The sequence below is a fragment of the Paenibacillus sp. SEL3 genome (assembly GCF_054602585.1).
The window spans coordinates 1,271,607-1,287,696 of the sequence record NZ_CM137725.1; the positions used below are offsets into that span (position 1 = coordinate 1,271,607).

General features: G+C 50.8%; 17 protein-coding genes. 1 reads left to right on the forward strand and 16 read right to left on the reverse strand.

Going from position 1 to position 16,090, the window contains the following annotated elements:
* Positions 1-11 precede the first annotated feature (11 nt).
* Both ACYCS5_RS06015 and ACYCS5_RS06020 read right to left on the reverse strand, forming a co-directional pair.
* The gene (locus ACYCS5_RS06015) at positions 12-1,238 is read right to left on the reverse strand and encodes a sialidase family protein (protein WP_165148588.1); all 1,227 of its coding nucleotides are present in this window, start codon (positions 1,236-1,238) and stop codon (positions 12-14) included.
* Positions 1,238-2,461, reverse strand: coding sequence for a sialidase family protein (locus ACYCS5_RS06020; RefSeq protein WP_459760954.1), 1,224 nt, complete (start codon positions 2,459-2,461; stop codon positions 1,238-1,240). Before ACYCS5_RS06020 ends, ACYCS5_RS06015 begins: the two co-directional genes overlap by 1 nt.
* 215 nt (positions 2,462-2,676) lie before the next feature.
* Between ACYCS5_RS06020 and ACYCS5_RS06025 the strand changes: the two genes are divergently transcribed.
* Positions 2,677-3,033: a hypothetical protein gene (locus ACYCS5_RS06025; protein WP_239645229.1), complete on the forward strand. Its 357-nt coding sequence runs from the start codon at positions 2,677-2,679 to the stop codon at positions 3,031-3,033.
* Here ACYCS5_RS06025 and ACYCS5_RS06030 read toward each other — a convergent pair.
* The 14 genes from ACYCS5_RS06030 to ACYCS5_RS06095 all read right to left on the reverse strand — a co-directional run bounded on the left by ACYCS5_RS06030 (position 3,030) and on the right by ACYCS5_RS06095 (position 16,022).
* Entirely contained in the window at positions 3,030-4,229 is a 1,200-nt protein-coding gene (locus ACYCS5_RS06030) for a glycosyltransferase (protein ID WP_069012648.1), read from the reverse strand. The genes ACYCS5_RS06025 and ACYCS5_RS06030 overlap by 4 nt on opposite strands.
* A 28-nt stretch (positions 4,230-4,257) precedes the next feature.
* Entirely contained in the window at positions 4,258-4,974 is a 717-nt protein-coding gene (locus tag ACYCS5_RS06035) for a glycosyltransferase (protein WP_459760955.1), read from the reverse strand.
* Positions 4,971-5,969 (reverse strand): NAD-dependent epimerase/dehydratase family protein, encoded by a 999-nt coding sequence (locus tag ACYCS5_RS06040; protein WP_029518286.1) that lies wholly within the window; start codon positions 5,967-5,969, stop codon positions 4,971-4,973. The genes ACYCS5_RS06035 and ACYCS5_RS06040 overlap by 4 nt, the downstream gene beginning before the upstream one ends.
* Positions 5,930-6,784 carry a dTDP-4-dehydrorhamnose reductase family protein gene (locus tag ACYCS5_RS06045; protein ID WP_069012647.1) on the reverse strand — a complete coding sequence of 285 codons (855 nt, stop codon included), beginning with the start codon at positions 6,782-6,784 and terminating at the stop codon, positions 5,930-5,932. Before ACYCS5_RS06045 ends, ACYCS5_RS06040 begins: the two co-directional genes overlap by 40 nt.
* Entirely contained in the window at positions 6,781-7,767 is a 987-nt protein-coding gene (locus tag ACYCS5_RS06050; RefSeq protein ID WP_029518284.1) for a polysaccharide biosynthesis protein, read from the reverse strand. The genes ACYCS5_RS06045 and ACYCS5_RS06050 overlap by 4 nt, the downstream gene beginning before the upstream one ends.
* Positions 7,760-8,851 (reverse strand): non-hydrolyzing UDP-N-acetylglucosamine 2-epimerase, encoded by a 1,092-nt coding sequence (gene wecB / locus ACYCS5_RS06055; protein ID WP_209949724.1) that lies wholly within the window; start codon positions 8,849-8,851, stop codon positions 7,760-7,762. The genes ACYCS5_RS06050 and wecB overlap by 8 nt, the downstream gene beginning before the upstream one ends.
* Positions 8,852-8,972: 121 nt before the next feature.
* Entirely contained in the window at positions 8,973-10,634 is a 1,662-nt protein-coding gene (locus tag ACYCS5_RS06060) for a glycosyltransferase (protein WP_459760956.1), read from the reverse strand.
* A gap of 60 nt (positions 10,635-10,694) precedes the next feature.
* Positions 10,695-11,828, reverse strand: coding sequence for a CgeB family protein (locus ACYCS5_RS06065; RefSeq protein ID WP_459760957.1), 1,134 nt, complete (start codon positions 11,826-11,828; stop codon positions 10,695-10,697).
* A gap of 33 nt (positions 11,829-11,861) precedes the next feature.
* Positions 11,862-12,953, reverse strand: a complete 1,092-nt coding sequence (locus ACYCS5_RS06070) for a CgeB family protein (protein ID WP_459760958.1) — start codon at positions 12,951-12,953, stop codon at positions 11,862-11,864.
* Between the two features lie 182 nt (positions 12,954-13,135).
* Positions 13,136-13,495 carry a FliH/SctL family protein gene (locus ACYCS5_RS06075; protein WP_039272662.1) on the reverse strand — a complete coding sequence of 120 codons (360 nt, stop codon included), beginning with the start codon at positions 13,493-13,495 and terminating at the stop codon, positions 13,136-13,138.
* Positions 13,443-13,793, reverse strand: coding sequence for a hypothetical protein (locus tag ACYCS5_RS06080; RefSeq protein WP_039272663.1), 351 nt, complete (start codon positions 13,791-13,793; stop codon positions 13,443-13,445). The genes ACYCS5_RS06075 and ACYCS5_RS06080 overlap by 53 nt, the downstream gene beginning before the upstream one ends.
* Complete coding sequence (locus ACYCS5_RS06085) at positions 13,793-14,125, reverse strand: hypothetical protein (protein WP_029518277.1); 333 nt, start codon at positions 14,123-14,125, stop codon at positions 13,793-13,795. The genes ACYCS5_RS06080 and ACYCS5_RS06085 overlap by 1 nt, the downstream gene beginning before the upstream one ends.
* Positions 14,126-14,154: 29 nt before the next feature.
* Positions 14,155-14,442: a hypothetical protein gene (locus tag ACYCS5_RS06090; protein ID WP_013311765.1), complete on the reverse strand. Its 288-nt coding sequence runs from the start codon at positions 14,440-14,442 to the stop codon at positions 14,155-14,157.
* Positions 14,443-14,561: 119 nt separating this feature from the next.
* Positions 14,562-16,022, reverse strand: a complete 1,461-nt coding sequence (locus ACYCS5_RS06095; protein WP_459760959.1) for a glycosyltransferase family 2 protein — start codon at positions 16,020-16,022, stop codon at positions 14,562-14,564.
* Positions 16,023-16,090 lie beyond the last annotated feature (68 nt).

Here is a 16,090-nt window from a genome sequence, read left to right on the forward strand (position 1 = left end):
CGTACGCTGAGCTACATTCCGTTGCTTCCGTAAATTTGCTGGAAACCCGATAACGCATCTGTCCAGACCGCAAAAAAACCATTATTCGGCACGATCGTTACATCAATAAAATTACCGATTGTAACGACTGGAACCGGACTAATCCCGTTAGGATTAAAGGAGCTGTCTGTTACTCTGAGGTTCGTAAATGTACTTCCTCCGTCCGTTGATTCGGCCACAAATACGTCTAATAAAGAGGTCGTTATTTGATTGGTATAATATACGATCTTGATCACGCCGGTCACAGGCGAAACATCAATAGCCGGGAAAAAATGCTGTGCCCCTGCACTGGCCCCTGTCACCGATTGCGGTGCAGTCCAGCTTAATCCACCATTCACCGACCTGGCAAGCAGCACATCCGCATACCCTGCCCGATTATCCTGCCAGACCGCATAAAGTGTTCCCTGATTCGGGCTCGTAGAGCGATCCACGGCAATGTTAGCTGCCGGCAGCACATTGAAACCAAAGCCGGCCACGGGCAACGGACTCGGAACCGGGACCACAGAAGATACAGGTAGCGAGGAACTAAATGCTGTCCCTCCATTGAAGGACACAATGACCTGATATTGGTTAACCGGATTTGTGACAATGTACCCGACATAAATCACCCCTGTAATGCTCACAGTGATTTCCCCCCGCGTAATCTGATTGGAGCCAGCGGTGAGCACCACGGGTGTCCCCCATGTGATCCCTCCATCCTGCGAACGTTGGAAGAACATGACTGATCCGCCGAAAAAGTCAGGATTGTACTGATGCGTATAACATAAATAGATATTTCCGGTATAGGAGCTGACCTGAGAAGTATCGAATTTCACGCTGACCTCAACATTATTGACAAATGTCCCATACCCTCGCTGGGCAATCACAGGCGGATCAAATGTATTGCCGTTGTCTCTCGACACATAAGTGGCGATGGTACCGCTCAAACCGTCTGCGGTAAATACGTGACAGGCTATGACAAACAAGTTGGGAAAACCGTAGCTGACGCTATGGGATTCCGCCCCTACATAGCCGGCTGGTAGCGGTAAAATCTGCTGTGTGAAAGAGGCACCGCCGTTACCTGAACGGTATACCGCCGTCAACGGCGGTCCTGTCGTAAAATCGATAGCCGCAGACACAATGGTACCGTCGAGCAGGTTGAAAGCTACACTCGGCTCCTGGGCCAGCCTTCCGTTAGGCGTAAGCTGTACGTTCGGCATCAGGCTCCACCTCCTGGCACACCGGCAAATATCGTCAAACTGCCTGTGCGCGTATCTGTCCAGACGGAAATATAGCTGTTCGGCGGTACATTGGCGACATCAATATAATCGCCGATCAGCTCTGATTCGCCTCCACCGACATTCGGGTTAAAGGAGGTCGTCGTGAGACGACTGTTCGTAAAGGTGTTACCTCCATCGGACGACTCTGCGGCGAACACATCCAGATTAAAGCCGTCCACGCGATTGGTATAGTACACGACAACGACCAGTCCCGTCTTGGGCGACACTGAAATTGCAGGGAAAAAATTTTGCGAGCCGGGCGGGCTGTCTGTCACAATGACCGGAGCACTCCAGGTACCGCCAAAATCGCTTGATTTGGACAACAAAATATTGCTGTATCCCTGACCAAAGTCCTGCCACACGGCATATAGCGTATTTGTTGTGGAAGGCACACCCGAGCAGTCCGCGGCCAAGCTGGGGAAATTCAATATCCGAAAGTCATAACCAGGAACGGGCAAAGGATTGGGCACAAGCGTTATATTGGATACGAGAATATCCCCGCTGAAGGTTGCCCCGCCATCAAAGGAGCGTCGGATAAAAAAAGCTGGTGTTTGCGGTCCCGTACGAATCCAACTGACATATACGCTTCCATATTTGTCGACCGCAGGCTCAGGCCGCTCCGTTGAGGATTGGATATTGGAGAGCATTAACGGTCGGTCCCAAGTTAGTCCTCCATCGGTGGAACGCTGGTAGAAGGCCGCAGATTGAGCATTAAAATCCACATTATATTGGCGGTTATACGTGACATAGACGTGCCCGAGATAGGGACTTGCCCCCGCATTATCCGTCGTAATATTAGTCCAGTCATTATTAATGTAATCTCCATAGCCCGGGTTAATGACCACGGGAGGAGCAAAAGAGGCTCCATCGTCCGTAGAGCGATAGATCACGATAGCCCCGTTTTCATTGCCCGGAAATACATGCGCGGATACGATAAAAATATTGGGGAACAGATAGGCTACCATTCCTGCCTCGGCTCCTGTATAACCCGGCGGAATCGGCAATAAAGTATCCGTCCAGTTCGCTCCGGCATCCAATGAGCGATACAGTCCAATCAAGGGAGGCCCACTGCTAAAATCAACAGCTACAGCTATAACAATATTCGGATTCAGTAAATTAACAGCAACACTAGGCTCAAATTTGGGCAGGCCGCTGGGTGTCACCTGAAAATTCAAAGGCATCGCGAGCATTCCCTTCATTATATAAATAGATACGCCTGAAGTATTTCTATCAAAATGTACTTTTTTCAGCACAGCCTAGAGACAACCATACAAGCTTTCTTTTCAATAGATTCATAGTATAAAAGCATCCCTTCAAGGGTTATCCAATATTCTGTTTTTTTGAGAGGATGATTCGATTGGCTTTTACAACCGGTTATATGACGAACACTAGAGATTTTGGTACTGCCTGCTCCAATGTTGTTGTGAACTTGGTCAATGAGGACACAGTAAATGCGGCAACCGTGACCATCCAAATTTTTTTCTCGCTGGTACCGGATACCAAGACACCACTGTATGTGACATCGGTTAACTTGCCTGCAAACTCCATTGCCCGCCGTACCTTCTTTATACAAGGGGTTCTTGCCTATGAGGTACAATACAACGTGGCCTCCGCTGCTCCAGCGAATGTCGTGCTCTCCAACTTTGGACTGGATCAGTTTGGTAATGTTGTACAGGAGCACCGTGTTCTCCAGTCCGAGCTGACCACAATCCCTGCACTGTCCCCTGTTATTTAAAAGCCACCCTGTTCCAGTGCCTGATGCAATCTGTGGGTGTAATACACGTAATTCCATTCTGGCGGTACGGACTGAACCCCTCGTCCGCTGCCGATGGTGGAATGGTCATCTGTATAGTAGGAAAAGGCATGTGTATCCTGTAACGGGCGCAACAAATCCGTGAGATACAGTAGATCCGTCACGGCAATATAAGGTTTGACACCGAAGCATACAACAAAGCGAGTCGTGGTTTCACCAATAGCCTGAACCAGTGCTTCCTGGATCGAATAATGCTGCCGTGATGTTACGATTAACCGAGGGTCGAGCATCATCGACAGGAAAGCGCTAGCTTCCTGTTCTGGCGTTAAATCCAGCAGCCGTACCACGCAATTGCTGTAGTGCTGCTCCAGCAGATTATCCAGCAATGATTCAGCTTGAGCCATATCCGTGACAGGCATTAAAATCGTCATTTCAAGTGGGATGCCCCGGCGTGCTCTCGCCTCATACTTGGCGATTTGGAATGCGCGCCGCCAGCGTCGGTGCTCCTTTTGGCTGTGTAGGCCGGCCGATACACTAAATGTGGAATTCACCCGGTAATCCATCAGGATCTCCGGGATGAATTTCATATTGCACGTCTCGGTCAGCCGCAGCCAGTAATCATAATCCTCAACGGGTTGCAGCCGATAGCCGCCAATCTGGAGGGCATATTTGCTTTTGTACATAAATGAAACCCCAACAATGCTGGCGTTCAGCAATTCGTGATGTGGCTGACTTTGGTACCGGATCAACGCCTGTTGATGCTGCTCGTCATACAACGGGTTCCCATATGCGTCAACCTGGCGGAAGGTAGAAAACACAAGACCGAGTGAGTCTGGCCCCTGCTTCAGCTCTTGCCGCAATCGTTCAATAAAGGAAGCATTATAAACATTGTCGCTGGAGACCCAGGTCACATACTTGATCCCAGGATCTTTAAACAACTCATCGAATCCCCGGTTTAGGGCGTGGGATACTCCTTGGTTCTGAGGGAGTGTAACCAACTGAACGCGCGGGTCTCCCATTGCTGCATAGAGCGCTGGCCCCACCATTTCCGGCGCTCCGTCAATAACAATGATGAAGCGAAATCCCCTGTAGCTCTGGGCTAGTACGGATGAGATTGCAGCTTGCAGATAGCCGATATCCTGTTTGTACAGTGGCATAACAATCCCCGTATCTACCATATCAATCCCCCCTGACAGACTTTCGGCTTCATGAGGATAAACCACTCAATACCTGACTGAAGCGATCTCGATAACGTGCTTGGGTGATGTTGTACTCCCGCTCCACAGCGGGCCAATATTTTTTGGTTCCCATTTCATCATGCCAACGGTAGTTAACCAAGGACTCGTTCAGAAAAGGAAATGGATATCCCGCCAGTATCACTCGGTACCACATATCCAGATCATGTGTGTACGGCAGCAATTCATCAAACAAACCGATATGTGCAAACAGCTCCTTTTTAAACATAACCGTGCATCCATTGACCGGATTTCCTTGTTGAAAAAAACGGTAAAACTCCGTCATAGACGGAAACACGGCGGCTGCCTGGTAGCTTGTGACTTGGCTATATTGATTGATGAAATTGAAGTTGGTATGGGAGATGTACGCACCGTTTTCCACCATAAAAGAAACCTGATTATTAATTTTGTCCCTATGATAGGTATCGTCGGAGCTGAGCCATGCAATATATTCGCCGCTGGCATGTCGGATACCATGATTCAGAGCGCTGGCTGTTCCACCATTGGATTTACCTAAATAATGTATATAAGGAAGATAGGCCTGAAGCATATCAACATGTTCCGTGGAGCCGTCATCGACGACAATAATCTCGAGTGGGCCATAAGTTTGCTCTAGTGCACTTTGCAAAGCCTGATCCACATATGCACAGTTATAAAAGGGAATGACGATCGTTACTTTCGGTCTCATATCGTTCCTTCCTTTCCGGCTCGGCGGTATTGAATCATATCCTCCAGAGATTGCCTCAGCTGTATGGTCGGCTTCCAGCCCATGTCCTCCAGCTCTTTCGCACGGTATGCCTCGGTAGATGCTGACTCTGCCACATCCCCCCATTGTATGGGAATAGATGTTTTGGCCAGCGCAACCATACGTTCCACGATATTGCCCAGTTCCACAATGCGGCCTGTGCAGACCGAGTACACTCGGCCTGGCACACCCTGTTCCAATAGCACACCGTATGCGCGAACGGCATCACGAACGTCGAGAAAATCACGTTGCGCATGTCGGGAAGATACCCGGAACGGGACAGTTTCAGTTGCGGACTGCCCCTCCCTACGTTCCGTCTGAACGATATACCCCGCGAGTAATGCACAAAATCCGGTAGATGGACCCGGACCGATCAAGTTGCAAGGCTCTGCCAGCATGACGGATTGTTCGAACAGCGCGCCCCACGAGAGCGCGACTGCCTCTTGAAGGCTTTTGCTAAGGCTGTATGGATGTGTTGGATGATACGGAGCCTGCAAAGCCGTCTTTAGCCGAGAACCCGCCACGACAATTCTGGCTTTGGGGAAAGGTCGCAGTACATCGAGCAGATACAGGGTGGACAGTACATTGGATTCCATGTATAGCAGGGGACTCTCCCAAGATTCAGGGACGGAATTTTTACCACCCAGGTGAAGCACATAATCCGGAGCAATCTGTCTAATTACTTCGCCCAGACGTTTCTTGTCGAGCAAGTCACACACATAAGGCGTAATACAGTTGCGAGTCTCCGCCTCTGGGCTGTTATTTTCATCATCGCGAGCCAGTAAGATCAGTTCTGAGACGGAAGCGGCAGTGCGAGTCAGCGCCGCTACCTCCCAGCCGAGCTTTGCAAAATGGCGGCAGGCATGCATCCCGGTATAGCCCGCCGCTCCGGTAATGACTATGACAGGCCGACGTTGTTCCGCTGTGCTTCCGTCCATTCCAGCAGCTCCTTCAGCATGATGCTGTAGTGAGGAACATCGTAGAGCAGATCGGCCCGGGTAGAACGAAGCGTCCGGTCCTGCACCGGCTCATCTTTCGGCACGATCCGAATATCCTCCCTATTCCAGATGTCTTTGAACAGCAGCAGCAAATCGTGCTTGCTGATCGGTTCAGGGTGAACCAGATGAATGAGTCCGTCCAGCGGCTCATTCATCTGCACCTGTATCGCCTTTGCTAATTCCAGCGTCGTAACCCCGTTCCAAAAGACCCGGCGATACCCGTTAACGTCTCCGCTCTGCTGCAAGAACCAGTGCAGCAGACCAATGCCACTGGGCCGAATTTCCGGCCCGATAATGGAGGTACGGATAGTCAGATGCCCTGCGGCCTTTACTTCTCCGAGTATTTTCGTCAAAGCATAGGCACTTGTCCCATCGGGTTGATCCGTCTCCTTATATAAACCAGGTACCCGATTTCCCTCGAATACGCAATCCGTGCTGATATGAACCAATCGGGCACCGATACTGTCCGCTGTCCGCCGGAGAAGATGTGGCAGCAACCCATTAATTTGGTATGCTGCAATTTGATCCTCCCCGGCATGCTGATTCAGTACACCTACCGCGTTAATAATAACGTCTGGCCGTACACTCCGTACCAGCTGCTCCACCATAAAGCTGTCCTTTACATCCAGCAGCAGACCACCTTTATTTTCGGGATCACGGGTGGTGTAGAACACGTTATACCCGCTCTGGTTTTGGAAATACTTCACCAGAACATGGCCCGCCATGCCGTTACCACCCAAAATAAGCAGCTTCATTTGATGAACCCCCCGCTTTGGAGAATGCTGCGAATCTCCTCTTTCGACATCAAATTAAACTCCGAACTAAAGCTGCTGAATGACACGGGAGGGCACTGATTATAGCGGTCCTTTAATTGAGGAATATTCAGCGTTGGGAGAATGACCAAATATTGCTCGTCATAGACTACCGTCGTCAGGCTTTCAAAATCGCTCATCAAAATCTCATGAATTTTCTCACCGGGACGCACACCTTTTTCTACAATTTCTACGTTTTCCACACCTGAATCCTCAATGAGCACCTCAGCCAAGTCCAAAATACGGCAGGTTGGCATGGTCATGATAAAAATTTCCCCGCCTACACTTTCCACCGAGGCTTTGAACAGGAGACTGATCGCATCACGCAAGGTTAGGAAGAAGCGCGTCATGTTCATATCTGTGATCGAAACCTTGCCCTTTTGGCGAATCTGGCTTTGGAACAGATGCACCACGCTTCCGTTTGTGCCCAAAACATTACCGCCGCGCACCGTCACGAAACGTGTATCGCTATTCAGCAGATTGGCGTAAACAATCAGTTTTTCTCCTATTGCCTTCGTCATGCCGTAAAAATTGGACGGATTCGCGGCCTTGTCGGTCGATATATAAATGACTTTCTTGACCTGATTAACGACAGCGGCCTCGATTACGTTTTGAGTGCCTACGACATTGGTTTTGAGTGCCTCGTAGGGCTGATCCTCACAGACGGGCACGTGCTTGAGCGCTGCCAAATGAAATACATAGTCCACTCCTTGACAAGCGGTAGTCAGCGCATCCTTATCCCGAATATCTCCAATACAGAAGCTGAGTCGTTCATCCTCAAACTGCCTGTTCATGGCAACCTGACTGGATTCTCCGCGTGAAAAGATAATGACCTCTTTGGGGTTACGCGGCAGTAACTGGGCAACCAGCTCATGCCCCCAGGAGCCGGTACCGCCGGTAACCAAGATACGTTGGTTTTCAAACATGCCGTTTCCCTCCAAGCAGAAATTTAACTACCTTATCCGACACATCTTCCACCAGATAGCCCGCGGGACATTGCCACTTATGGGTCATCCCGGTCATTATGGCTACCGCGTTTGCTATAACCTCGCCATCAAGGCCGGACACGATATTGCTGCCGCAATCTACCGTTTCCGGCCGTTCAGTCGTCCGGCGCATCGTAACCGTCGGCACCCCCATGACACAGCATTCTTCCTGTACGGTACCACTGTCCGTCAAAGCGCAGCGGGCATGCCGCTCCAGCAGAACGAAGTCAAAAAAACCGAACGGTTCGTGAAATTCCACTAGCGGATCAAGCTGGATCGGCGGATGGCTTGCGATCCGGGCGGCAGTCCGGGGATGAATACTGCAAATGACCCGCTGCCCGAACTGCTGGGCTACCCGGTTAAGACCATCTAAAATAGCCAGCAAATGCGGTGGATGGTCGACATTTTCGGCTCTGTGGGCAGTGACCAGGAAATATTCTCCCGGCGACAGTCCCAACTTTTTCAAAATCCCACTACCGGTTACCTCTTTCTCATAGTGCTGCATTACTTCGTAGATCGGATTTCCAGTCAGTATGATTCGTTGGCTTGGGAAGCCTTCGCGTAGTAGGTGCTGCTTGCTTTGCTCCGTATAAGGCATATTAATGGTAGATATCGCATCAATGACACGCCGGTTCTTCTCCTCCGGCACATCCAGATCATAACAGCGGTTCCCCGCCTCCATATGCACGACCGGATAACCCATACGTTCCGCAAGTAAGGCACATAGAGCGCTGTTCGTATCACCGAGCAATAGCACATGATCGGGGCGTTCCTTGTTTAAAATATCCTCCATCTGCGAGTACATGGCGGACAACTGTTTGCCCAGTGTCCCCGCTTTCTCCTGAAGTACATAATCCGGGGCACGCAGTCCCAGTTCGCGAAAGAACTGCCCGCTCAGGCTTTCGGTGTAATTTTGGCCCGTATGCACAAGCACATGTTCATCTGCATGGCGGTCTAGCTTCGGAATGATCAGGCTGAGCCGTATAATCTCCGGTCTTGTGCCGAGCACGGTCAATATTTTCATGGTTTTGGAACCCACCTTTGCTGTCGTTGTTTCATTGAATTGTGGCGTTCAATGAAGGATAGCCATCCAGCAGACTGGCTGTGCTCCAGCTTAACGTTCATCTCAAAGGTCCGGCGTAGGTTCACCCGGACCGTTGTTTTGTATGCTGTCCAGCCTTGAGTGTGACTCGCTTCGGTTTGTGCGCGTTGTGTCGCCGTGACCGGTGCTTGATTTTCCGCTTGAGCTTCTGTCTGGACTTGGTTTTCGGATAAAGTCCCTTCGACAACGGGAACCCGTGAATTTTCTTAAGGCGACTCTTGCCGCCGCTTCTCTTATACCTGCGATTCCGAAGTCTGGTACGCTTGCGGCCCTTTGGCCATCTCGCCCGAATACTACGCTTGCCGCGGGGCAATTCGGGTGGTGAATCAGGTAGAGGGGGTGCTGGTTGTGGCAAGCCCTGAATGGCTGCATATTCGATTGGCGGCAGACCCAGCACAGGCAGCTGACACACCACCGATTCAGGAAATTCTCGAATCGTGCTGGTATAACCCTCCGGTATAGCGGTAACCTGGCGCAGCCCTTCGCCTTCCCTCGTCCATACAGGTCCACCCGGCTGCTGAATCAACGGGAACCAATGCGGATGATGACATACCCATTGACTGACCATGAGGTGCATACTGCTTCGGTAGGAATCAGGTCCGTATACACGTGTAGCTGCACTGTTGTTACGGACACCAATCCGTTCCAATTCCTCGGGATGATCGAGCAGATAACCCACTTTTTGCGCCAGCATGTCGCTGTTGCCCGGCTCTACCAAAAAATCTGTATTTCCGGTAGCCTCCATCAATTCCACAAGTCCACCCTGCGCAAAGGCTACTACGGGCTTACCGTAAACTAGCCCTTCCAGGGCTGTCAGACCAAAGCCTTCTTCCACCATACTTGGGATCACAACAATATCCATTGCGCTATAGGCCGTTGACACGGATTCCTCGAATGAATTGAACTGGAAGCGGCGGCTATAACGAGATTGGCGGATTAAAGAGACACATTTTACGTAATATTCCGAGTCCACCGAGCTGCCGATGATCCAGAAACGACACCGCGAATTGGTTTCGCACAGCTTTAGAGCCATTTGGACAAAAGGTAACAGCCCTTTGGCTTCGTAGATAAAGGAAGAAATATAACCAATGCAAATATGAAAATCCCGCAGCCCCAGTTTTTCACGTTTCCTTTTCCGTTCCAGCACATGCTCTCTGGGAGACGGCATATCCATATCCCGGCAGGGAGACAACACCGTATGCGGACGTGTCAGTCCCCCACCATGCAAAGGACGCATTACAGCTTGAGAAATGCCGATGACCCATTGGCTATAGCGCTCAATGATAGAAACAGAAACTGGCGTATGCGCATTCTGGTTAATGACCTCGGTAATTTTCCAGATCACCGGAATATTAAGCTCATGGGCAGCCATTGCAGGCATGACGTTCACACAGGTATTAACCAGCACCACATCAGGCCGAGCATGCCGAAGCATCTGGAACAACGGCGCATATGCCACATGGGTCCGCAAATTCTCCGCATCCTGCGCCAATCCCTCATATGGGGTATACATGCCATGCAGCATGAACAAATTCTGTGTCAGAACGGTGATTCCGCGCTTGCGGGCCATTGAGGTCAGCCGCCCTTCACCAGGCGTTACGAGAATACAATCGAAGTACGTACGCATATCTAGACAAAATTGCAATAGCAGCTTCTCTGCCCCCGTAATACTGCGGACGTTGCTAACATGGCTGAATAACATCATTTTCGGCTTGATCGGAGTTCACCTCCTTTAAAATAGCAACCACCGGACGTGTGAATCACCTTATGGAAATATGACCGACAACAGTTGGTCAATCCGGTGACCATACGTGTGCTCCCGCAGGGTTCGTTCCAGAGCACGCAGAGCAATCTCACGACGCTCCTTTTCATGCGTCAAATAAAACTCAACCTTCTCCAGCAGTTCCTGCTGAGAACTGTAAGTTTCAATCTCTTCCCCTGGCTTGTAAAAACGAGCCAGATCATCTCTTGTATCCGTCAGTTGCAACGTGCCACTGGCGGAAATTTCAAACGTACGCGGATTGGGCGAAGCCCCCGGAATTTTCAGTGAGTTGTTGTTCACCGAATCATCCTGATGGGAACGATGAAGATTAATTACGATTTTGCTGCCGTTGTACGAATCATTGGTCTCGCCCGGAGACATCCAGCGACCCAGCTCAATTTTGTCACCATACGACTGATAATCTGGGAGACGATCCCACCAGATTCCGTTGATTTTAATGTTACGAGCCATGAGTTGCGGCATAATCGGATTAAAGAAATAGATGCGGTTCCAGTAGGCTGAGCCTGTAAACCCAATCTCACGTCGTACCGAAGCGGGCGAGCTGAGGGGGAAATAGTGAGTCAGAAATGCTCCAAAGGGCAAATAGTGCACAGACGTGCAACCCAACTGACGGTACAGCTCCAGGCAGTTCATTTCTAACGTGAACACATAATCATAATTCGTAACGATTTTGGTCGTCGTGTCGGTGTAATATGGATCGTCCGTTAGCCAGATGGCGGTGGGGATGCCCAACTGGCGTACCGCAGTAACCTGCTCCAACGGAAGATCCATTCCATCCAGTGCCAGCATCAGATTCGGACGGAGCTGAGCGGCAATATCTCCTACCGGCTGACGTGGGTCTGTTACGGTAACCTGAGCCGTCATGCTCTGCAATGTGGTAATGACCGCCTCATCCAGCGGAGAATACGGAAGGCCTTTGCCTGAGACGACATACAGTACATGGATTTGTCGAAAAGGGAAAACTGCTTTCATCCGCGCAACAATTGCGTTAGCACGGCCGCGCAGATATCCTTCGTCGTATCCGTCATGCAATCCCGCAGTTCTCCCCTTTTCCCAGGAGGCTGCCGCCGTCTGGTGAACAGCCGGGTCATACGGTCCTGTCGTAGATATCGTCATCACTTTCACTCCTCACTGTTTATGGTGTTTACTTTAGGCCATCGCCTTGTCCAGCAGTTCTTCCATGCGATTGGAGTACATATGCTTTTGCATAGTCGTGTACAATGCGCGCCAGGCCATGCGTTCGCGTTCCCAATCATGCTTGAGATAGTAGTCCAGCTTCACTTTCAATTCATCTGCTCCAGAGAAAGTTTCAATATCATAGCCTGGTCGGTAATAACGGCTCAAATCCTTCCGAACATCCGTCATTTGAAGCGTGCCGCAAGCAGAAATTTCATATGTCCGAGGATTGATGGACTCCGCTGAAAGCTGGTGTGTATTCCGATTATCCAGTCCGGGGTCTGTCGGGCGGTGCATATTGATGACAATTTTGGAGCCGTTATAATATTGAGCGGTCTCTTCCGGTTCCATAAAACCCGGACGGATAAAGCGTTCCAGCACATCCCGCCGGTTCAGCCGATCCCAGTGCCCACCTACGATCAGCACTCTTTTGTCCGCCAAGAAGGGAGCTAGGTGGTCGAATAGCTTCACACGGTTCCAGAAGGCATTTCCAATGAAGCAAATATCATGCTGATGCTCCCGCTCTACCCGCCGAGGATAAAAGATACGAGCTGACGCAGCCAGCGGCAAATAGTGAACCCTCGTTACTCCCTGATCGCGATAAAACGGCAGGCAAGAAATTTCGTGCGTAAATACGACATCGTAGGATTGACAGATCAACGCCGTATCCTCCGTAAAGTAAGGATCATCTACAAACCATATGGCCGTCCGAATGCCTAGGGCTCGTATTTGCTGTACCTGCTCCAGATGATCCGCCGGAAAAACATGCAGCCCGTTCATGACCAGCACGAGGTCTGGACGTTGAGCCTCGGCGTCAGCTAGCATCGTAGCAGGCGTACCGATGGCGCATGAGCTGCATATTTGGCCTAATGCTTCTTGCACACCTGTGTCTATAGCTGCGAAACCTTGCGGAATATACAACACTTTCAAATGACGAACAGCAGGCTGTATGGCCACGACCTGTGACAGAGCAGCCGTGCAACCGCCCATTCTGCGTCCTTCCCGATAGCCGCATCGGTACGCTTCGCGTTCATTTCCGCTTTGTTGATCGTTCACATCCTTCACCCTGTCCTGTTGTAGGATAAACTTCTGTCACTCCTAAACTATATGCGGAGGGGTCAAACGCATCATGGACGACTGCCACTGCCCGGACAAAATTGGCGTTTGCCCGTCCAACTGCCGAACCGCAAATAACCCCGAAGCTGTGTAGCTTCGGGGGGTTAGCTGTCATGGATGTTCTGCATAGTTTACTGAGCCTTGTAAGCGACCTGGTGTCCATCTTCATAACCTTTGGCAAAGCCTGAATTGAAACCCTCGTTGTAAGCTGCATCATACCCCTGCTGAAATGCCTGCGGATCATGCTCCAATGCAACAGTCCCGGGCTGTGGATTCTCCGCAGAAGGGACTGCCACCGGGTTAGCTTGAGGTTTTTTTCGCCGCCGCAAAAGAGGATGTCTTCTACGTGCAGAATGATGTCCTCTTTTACGGCGTCTTAGAGCAAGCAGACGTCTTCTTCTCCGTTTTAATCTGCGAATGCTGGAACGCCGGGCATCTTTACGTCTTTTGCGGGCTTTTTCCCGAGTGGCGCGTTCCCACCTTGTGCTCATTTTCATTCCTCCTTTGCTTTCTCGTGGTGGTTTCATTTTTCTGAACAGGCACATGGAGCCACGGCTTCGTCGGTTTTCCATATACCTGTCGTCTTAATGGAATACCCGCCAACATTTGCGTGATTTCGCCCTGGTAGTTGCTGAGTATACGAATGGTTTCTTCCAGACGGGTAGCCGACATATCCGCATGGGGCGTCAAGTCCGCAAGACTGGTCAGCATCCGGGCAACGGCGTGCTGGCTGGCAGCAATAGACTCCATTATATCCAGCTTGATCTCACGTTCACGCCTCATGCTCATTAGTTCATATCCCCCGAGCCCATGCCTCCCATCATCCCTTCCATGCCGCCACCCTGCTGCTCATCCTGATCCAGCAATGCTTTGAGATTGCTGCAAAGACCAGTCTGAAGCCGCGTTAATCCCTCCAGCATTTCCACCATTTGCTCGTGAATCTCCAAAGGTCGCCCCAGCTGTTCTTCATCGGTGTCAAAGGCGTGGGGCGCCAGATGGTTCAGCGCCCAATTACGCACTTTTTCTGCTTCGACCGCCTTGGCCTCCAGGATCATAGACACATTCCGCTGCATTTTGGAGGCTGCGTCCAGCATGTGAATCATTGCTTGTTCCCTACTCATGTGTTCACTCCCTGCCCTCGGTTGTTACGTTACTCCTCTTCCGGGTATGCCGTTTCCTTCACGACACGAACGAGCATTTCAGCCATTGCTTCCTGAAGATCGGCAATGCCGTTCAGATAGGCCACAATGCTTTTGTTTACTTGTCCCGAGCTGTCGAGAATGCCCGGAATTCCGTCAAAACGCGGCTCCTCATCTGGCAGTTCATGTATGATCTGCGCCATGCGCACAACCACCTGCCGTTCCGCATCCAACAACCTTGACATCTGCTGCTGCGAGTGCGAAATGTGGATCAGCAAATCATCTAACTCGTTATGCATAAGCCCCTCCTTTATGTGCTCCGCCGTGCGGAACGCACGAATTACCTACGGGCTTTCCGCTACTACAGCGTATGCCGCAGCGAGTAGTCGGTTCCGCCTAAAAGCGCCTATTCAGATCATTACAGATGCCCGTGCAGCACCGGTGGAGCAATAATAGGCTGCTTCTCCGGCAATGCCGACAATTCTTCGGAGGACAAAAATTGAATTGGATAGTCCTCAGCCCGCCAACTCATCACAGCGTAGAGGGTAAGGAATGGTCTTTTCCAACCGTTGCCGATTTGGTACAGTTGCCCACCTTCAGCATACAGTAACTCGATCCATCGCCTACGTTGGGCCGGGATATGAAGTGTGGGAAGCATGGACATGTTCCCCAGCTCAGGAGCCGCCAGCACAGGCAAGGGTTCCTCTGGCGACTCAGCTACAGGTGCATCAGTGCTGCCGGAAACTGTGACCTCCGGCTTCCCTACCAAGGGAAGTGCCAACAAGTCCAGCTGAGACAATCTGACAGGGCGCACGTTTTCACCTCCCGCAGCACTGACTCCATGCAAATACCGCCTTCTTCCCGACTCTAACCGAAATACTACACCGGACGGTCCCTGAACAACCGCTCCGATGGGGTAAAAGCTTGCCGCTGATACGTGTGTTTCCTTACCTGTTGAGATCTGGCCGTCCGTCTCCGCTGTACTGAATTTCAGGTTGTGGAACAGCTTATCCGCGTCCCCCCACTTTTGTACAAAAAAGGATCGGTTCCGGCTGCTTTCCTCCATTGAACCGCTTGTTTCGGTCGTTAGAGGAAAACCATACACCGTATCCCGATCTCTTTCTTCATAATGGATAAAAGCATCTCCGGCAATTGCCATACGTATCCCCAACAAACGCACACGCAGTAGCCAATCTGCATGGGCCTCCTCAATACTGTGGCAGCCTTCGTCCCAGTAGCCCGTTTTTTTCAGTGTCTCTCTGCGCAGCAATAAACAAAATCCAGCCAAGCTTTCGGTCTCTCGCCATGCATCCGGTTTGGGAACATTGAAGGTCATGGCAAATTGACGTGCTCCATTTTCGTTCATATCAGGAACCTCGATCTGCTGTTCTTTGAATGGACCATTCGTTACAGGCCCAACAACACCCATACACGGATCGCTGTGTAAACACCCTAACAACCGATCCAACCAGCCGGGGGTCACCATGGAGTTTTGATCCAGTACCACAATAGTAGTGCCTTTTGCCATCATCAGCCCCTGATTCAGGCTACCTATCATTTGCACATCCTTTTTTAACAGCGCATAACGCACAGCGATGCTTTTACGGAGCAAATAGGTGGATGTCCCGTCCGTCGAGCCGCAGTCCACTACAATAATTTCGTGAGGATGGCTCGTATTCTCCTCAATACGGTGAATGCATGCACGGAGCTGTTGAAGCTGATTGCAGGACGGAATGATAATACTGACGCCTTCAAATACTTTGCCGAACGAAGCCTGACCCAACCTGTTACCTTGCTCCTGGCCCCTTTTATATCCTGACCAATAGCCTTTCTTTCCGAGCCGCTTGCTGTGTTTCCTTTGCATATTCAGGCGTTTCATGCCGTTCACTCCTCCGGGTGGCATTATGCCTATACTATATGCCTGGCCCGGTAGGATGGTGTTTCATT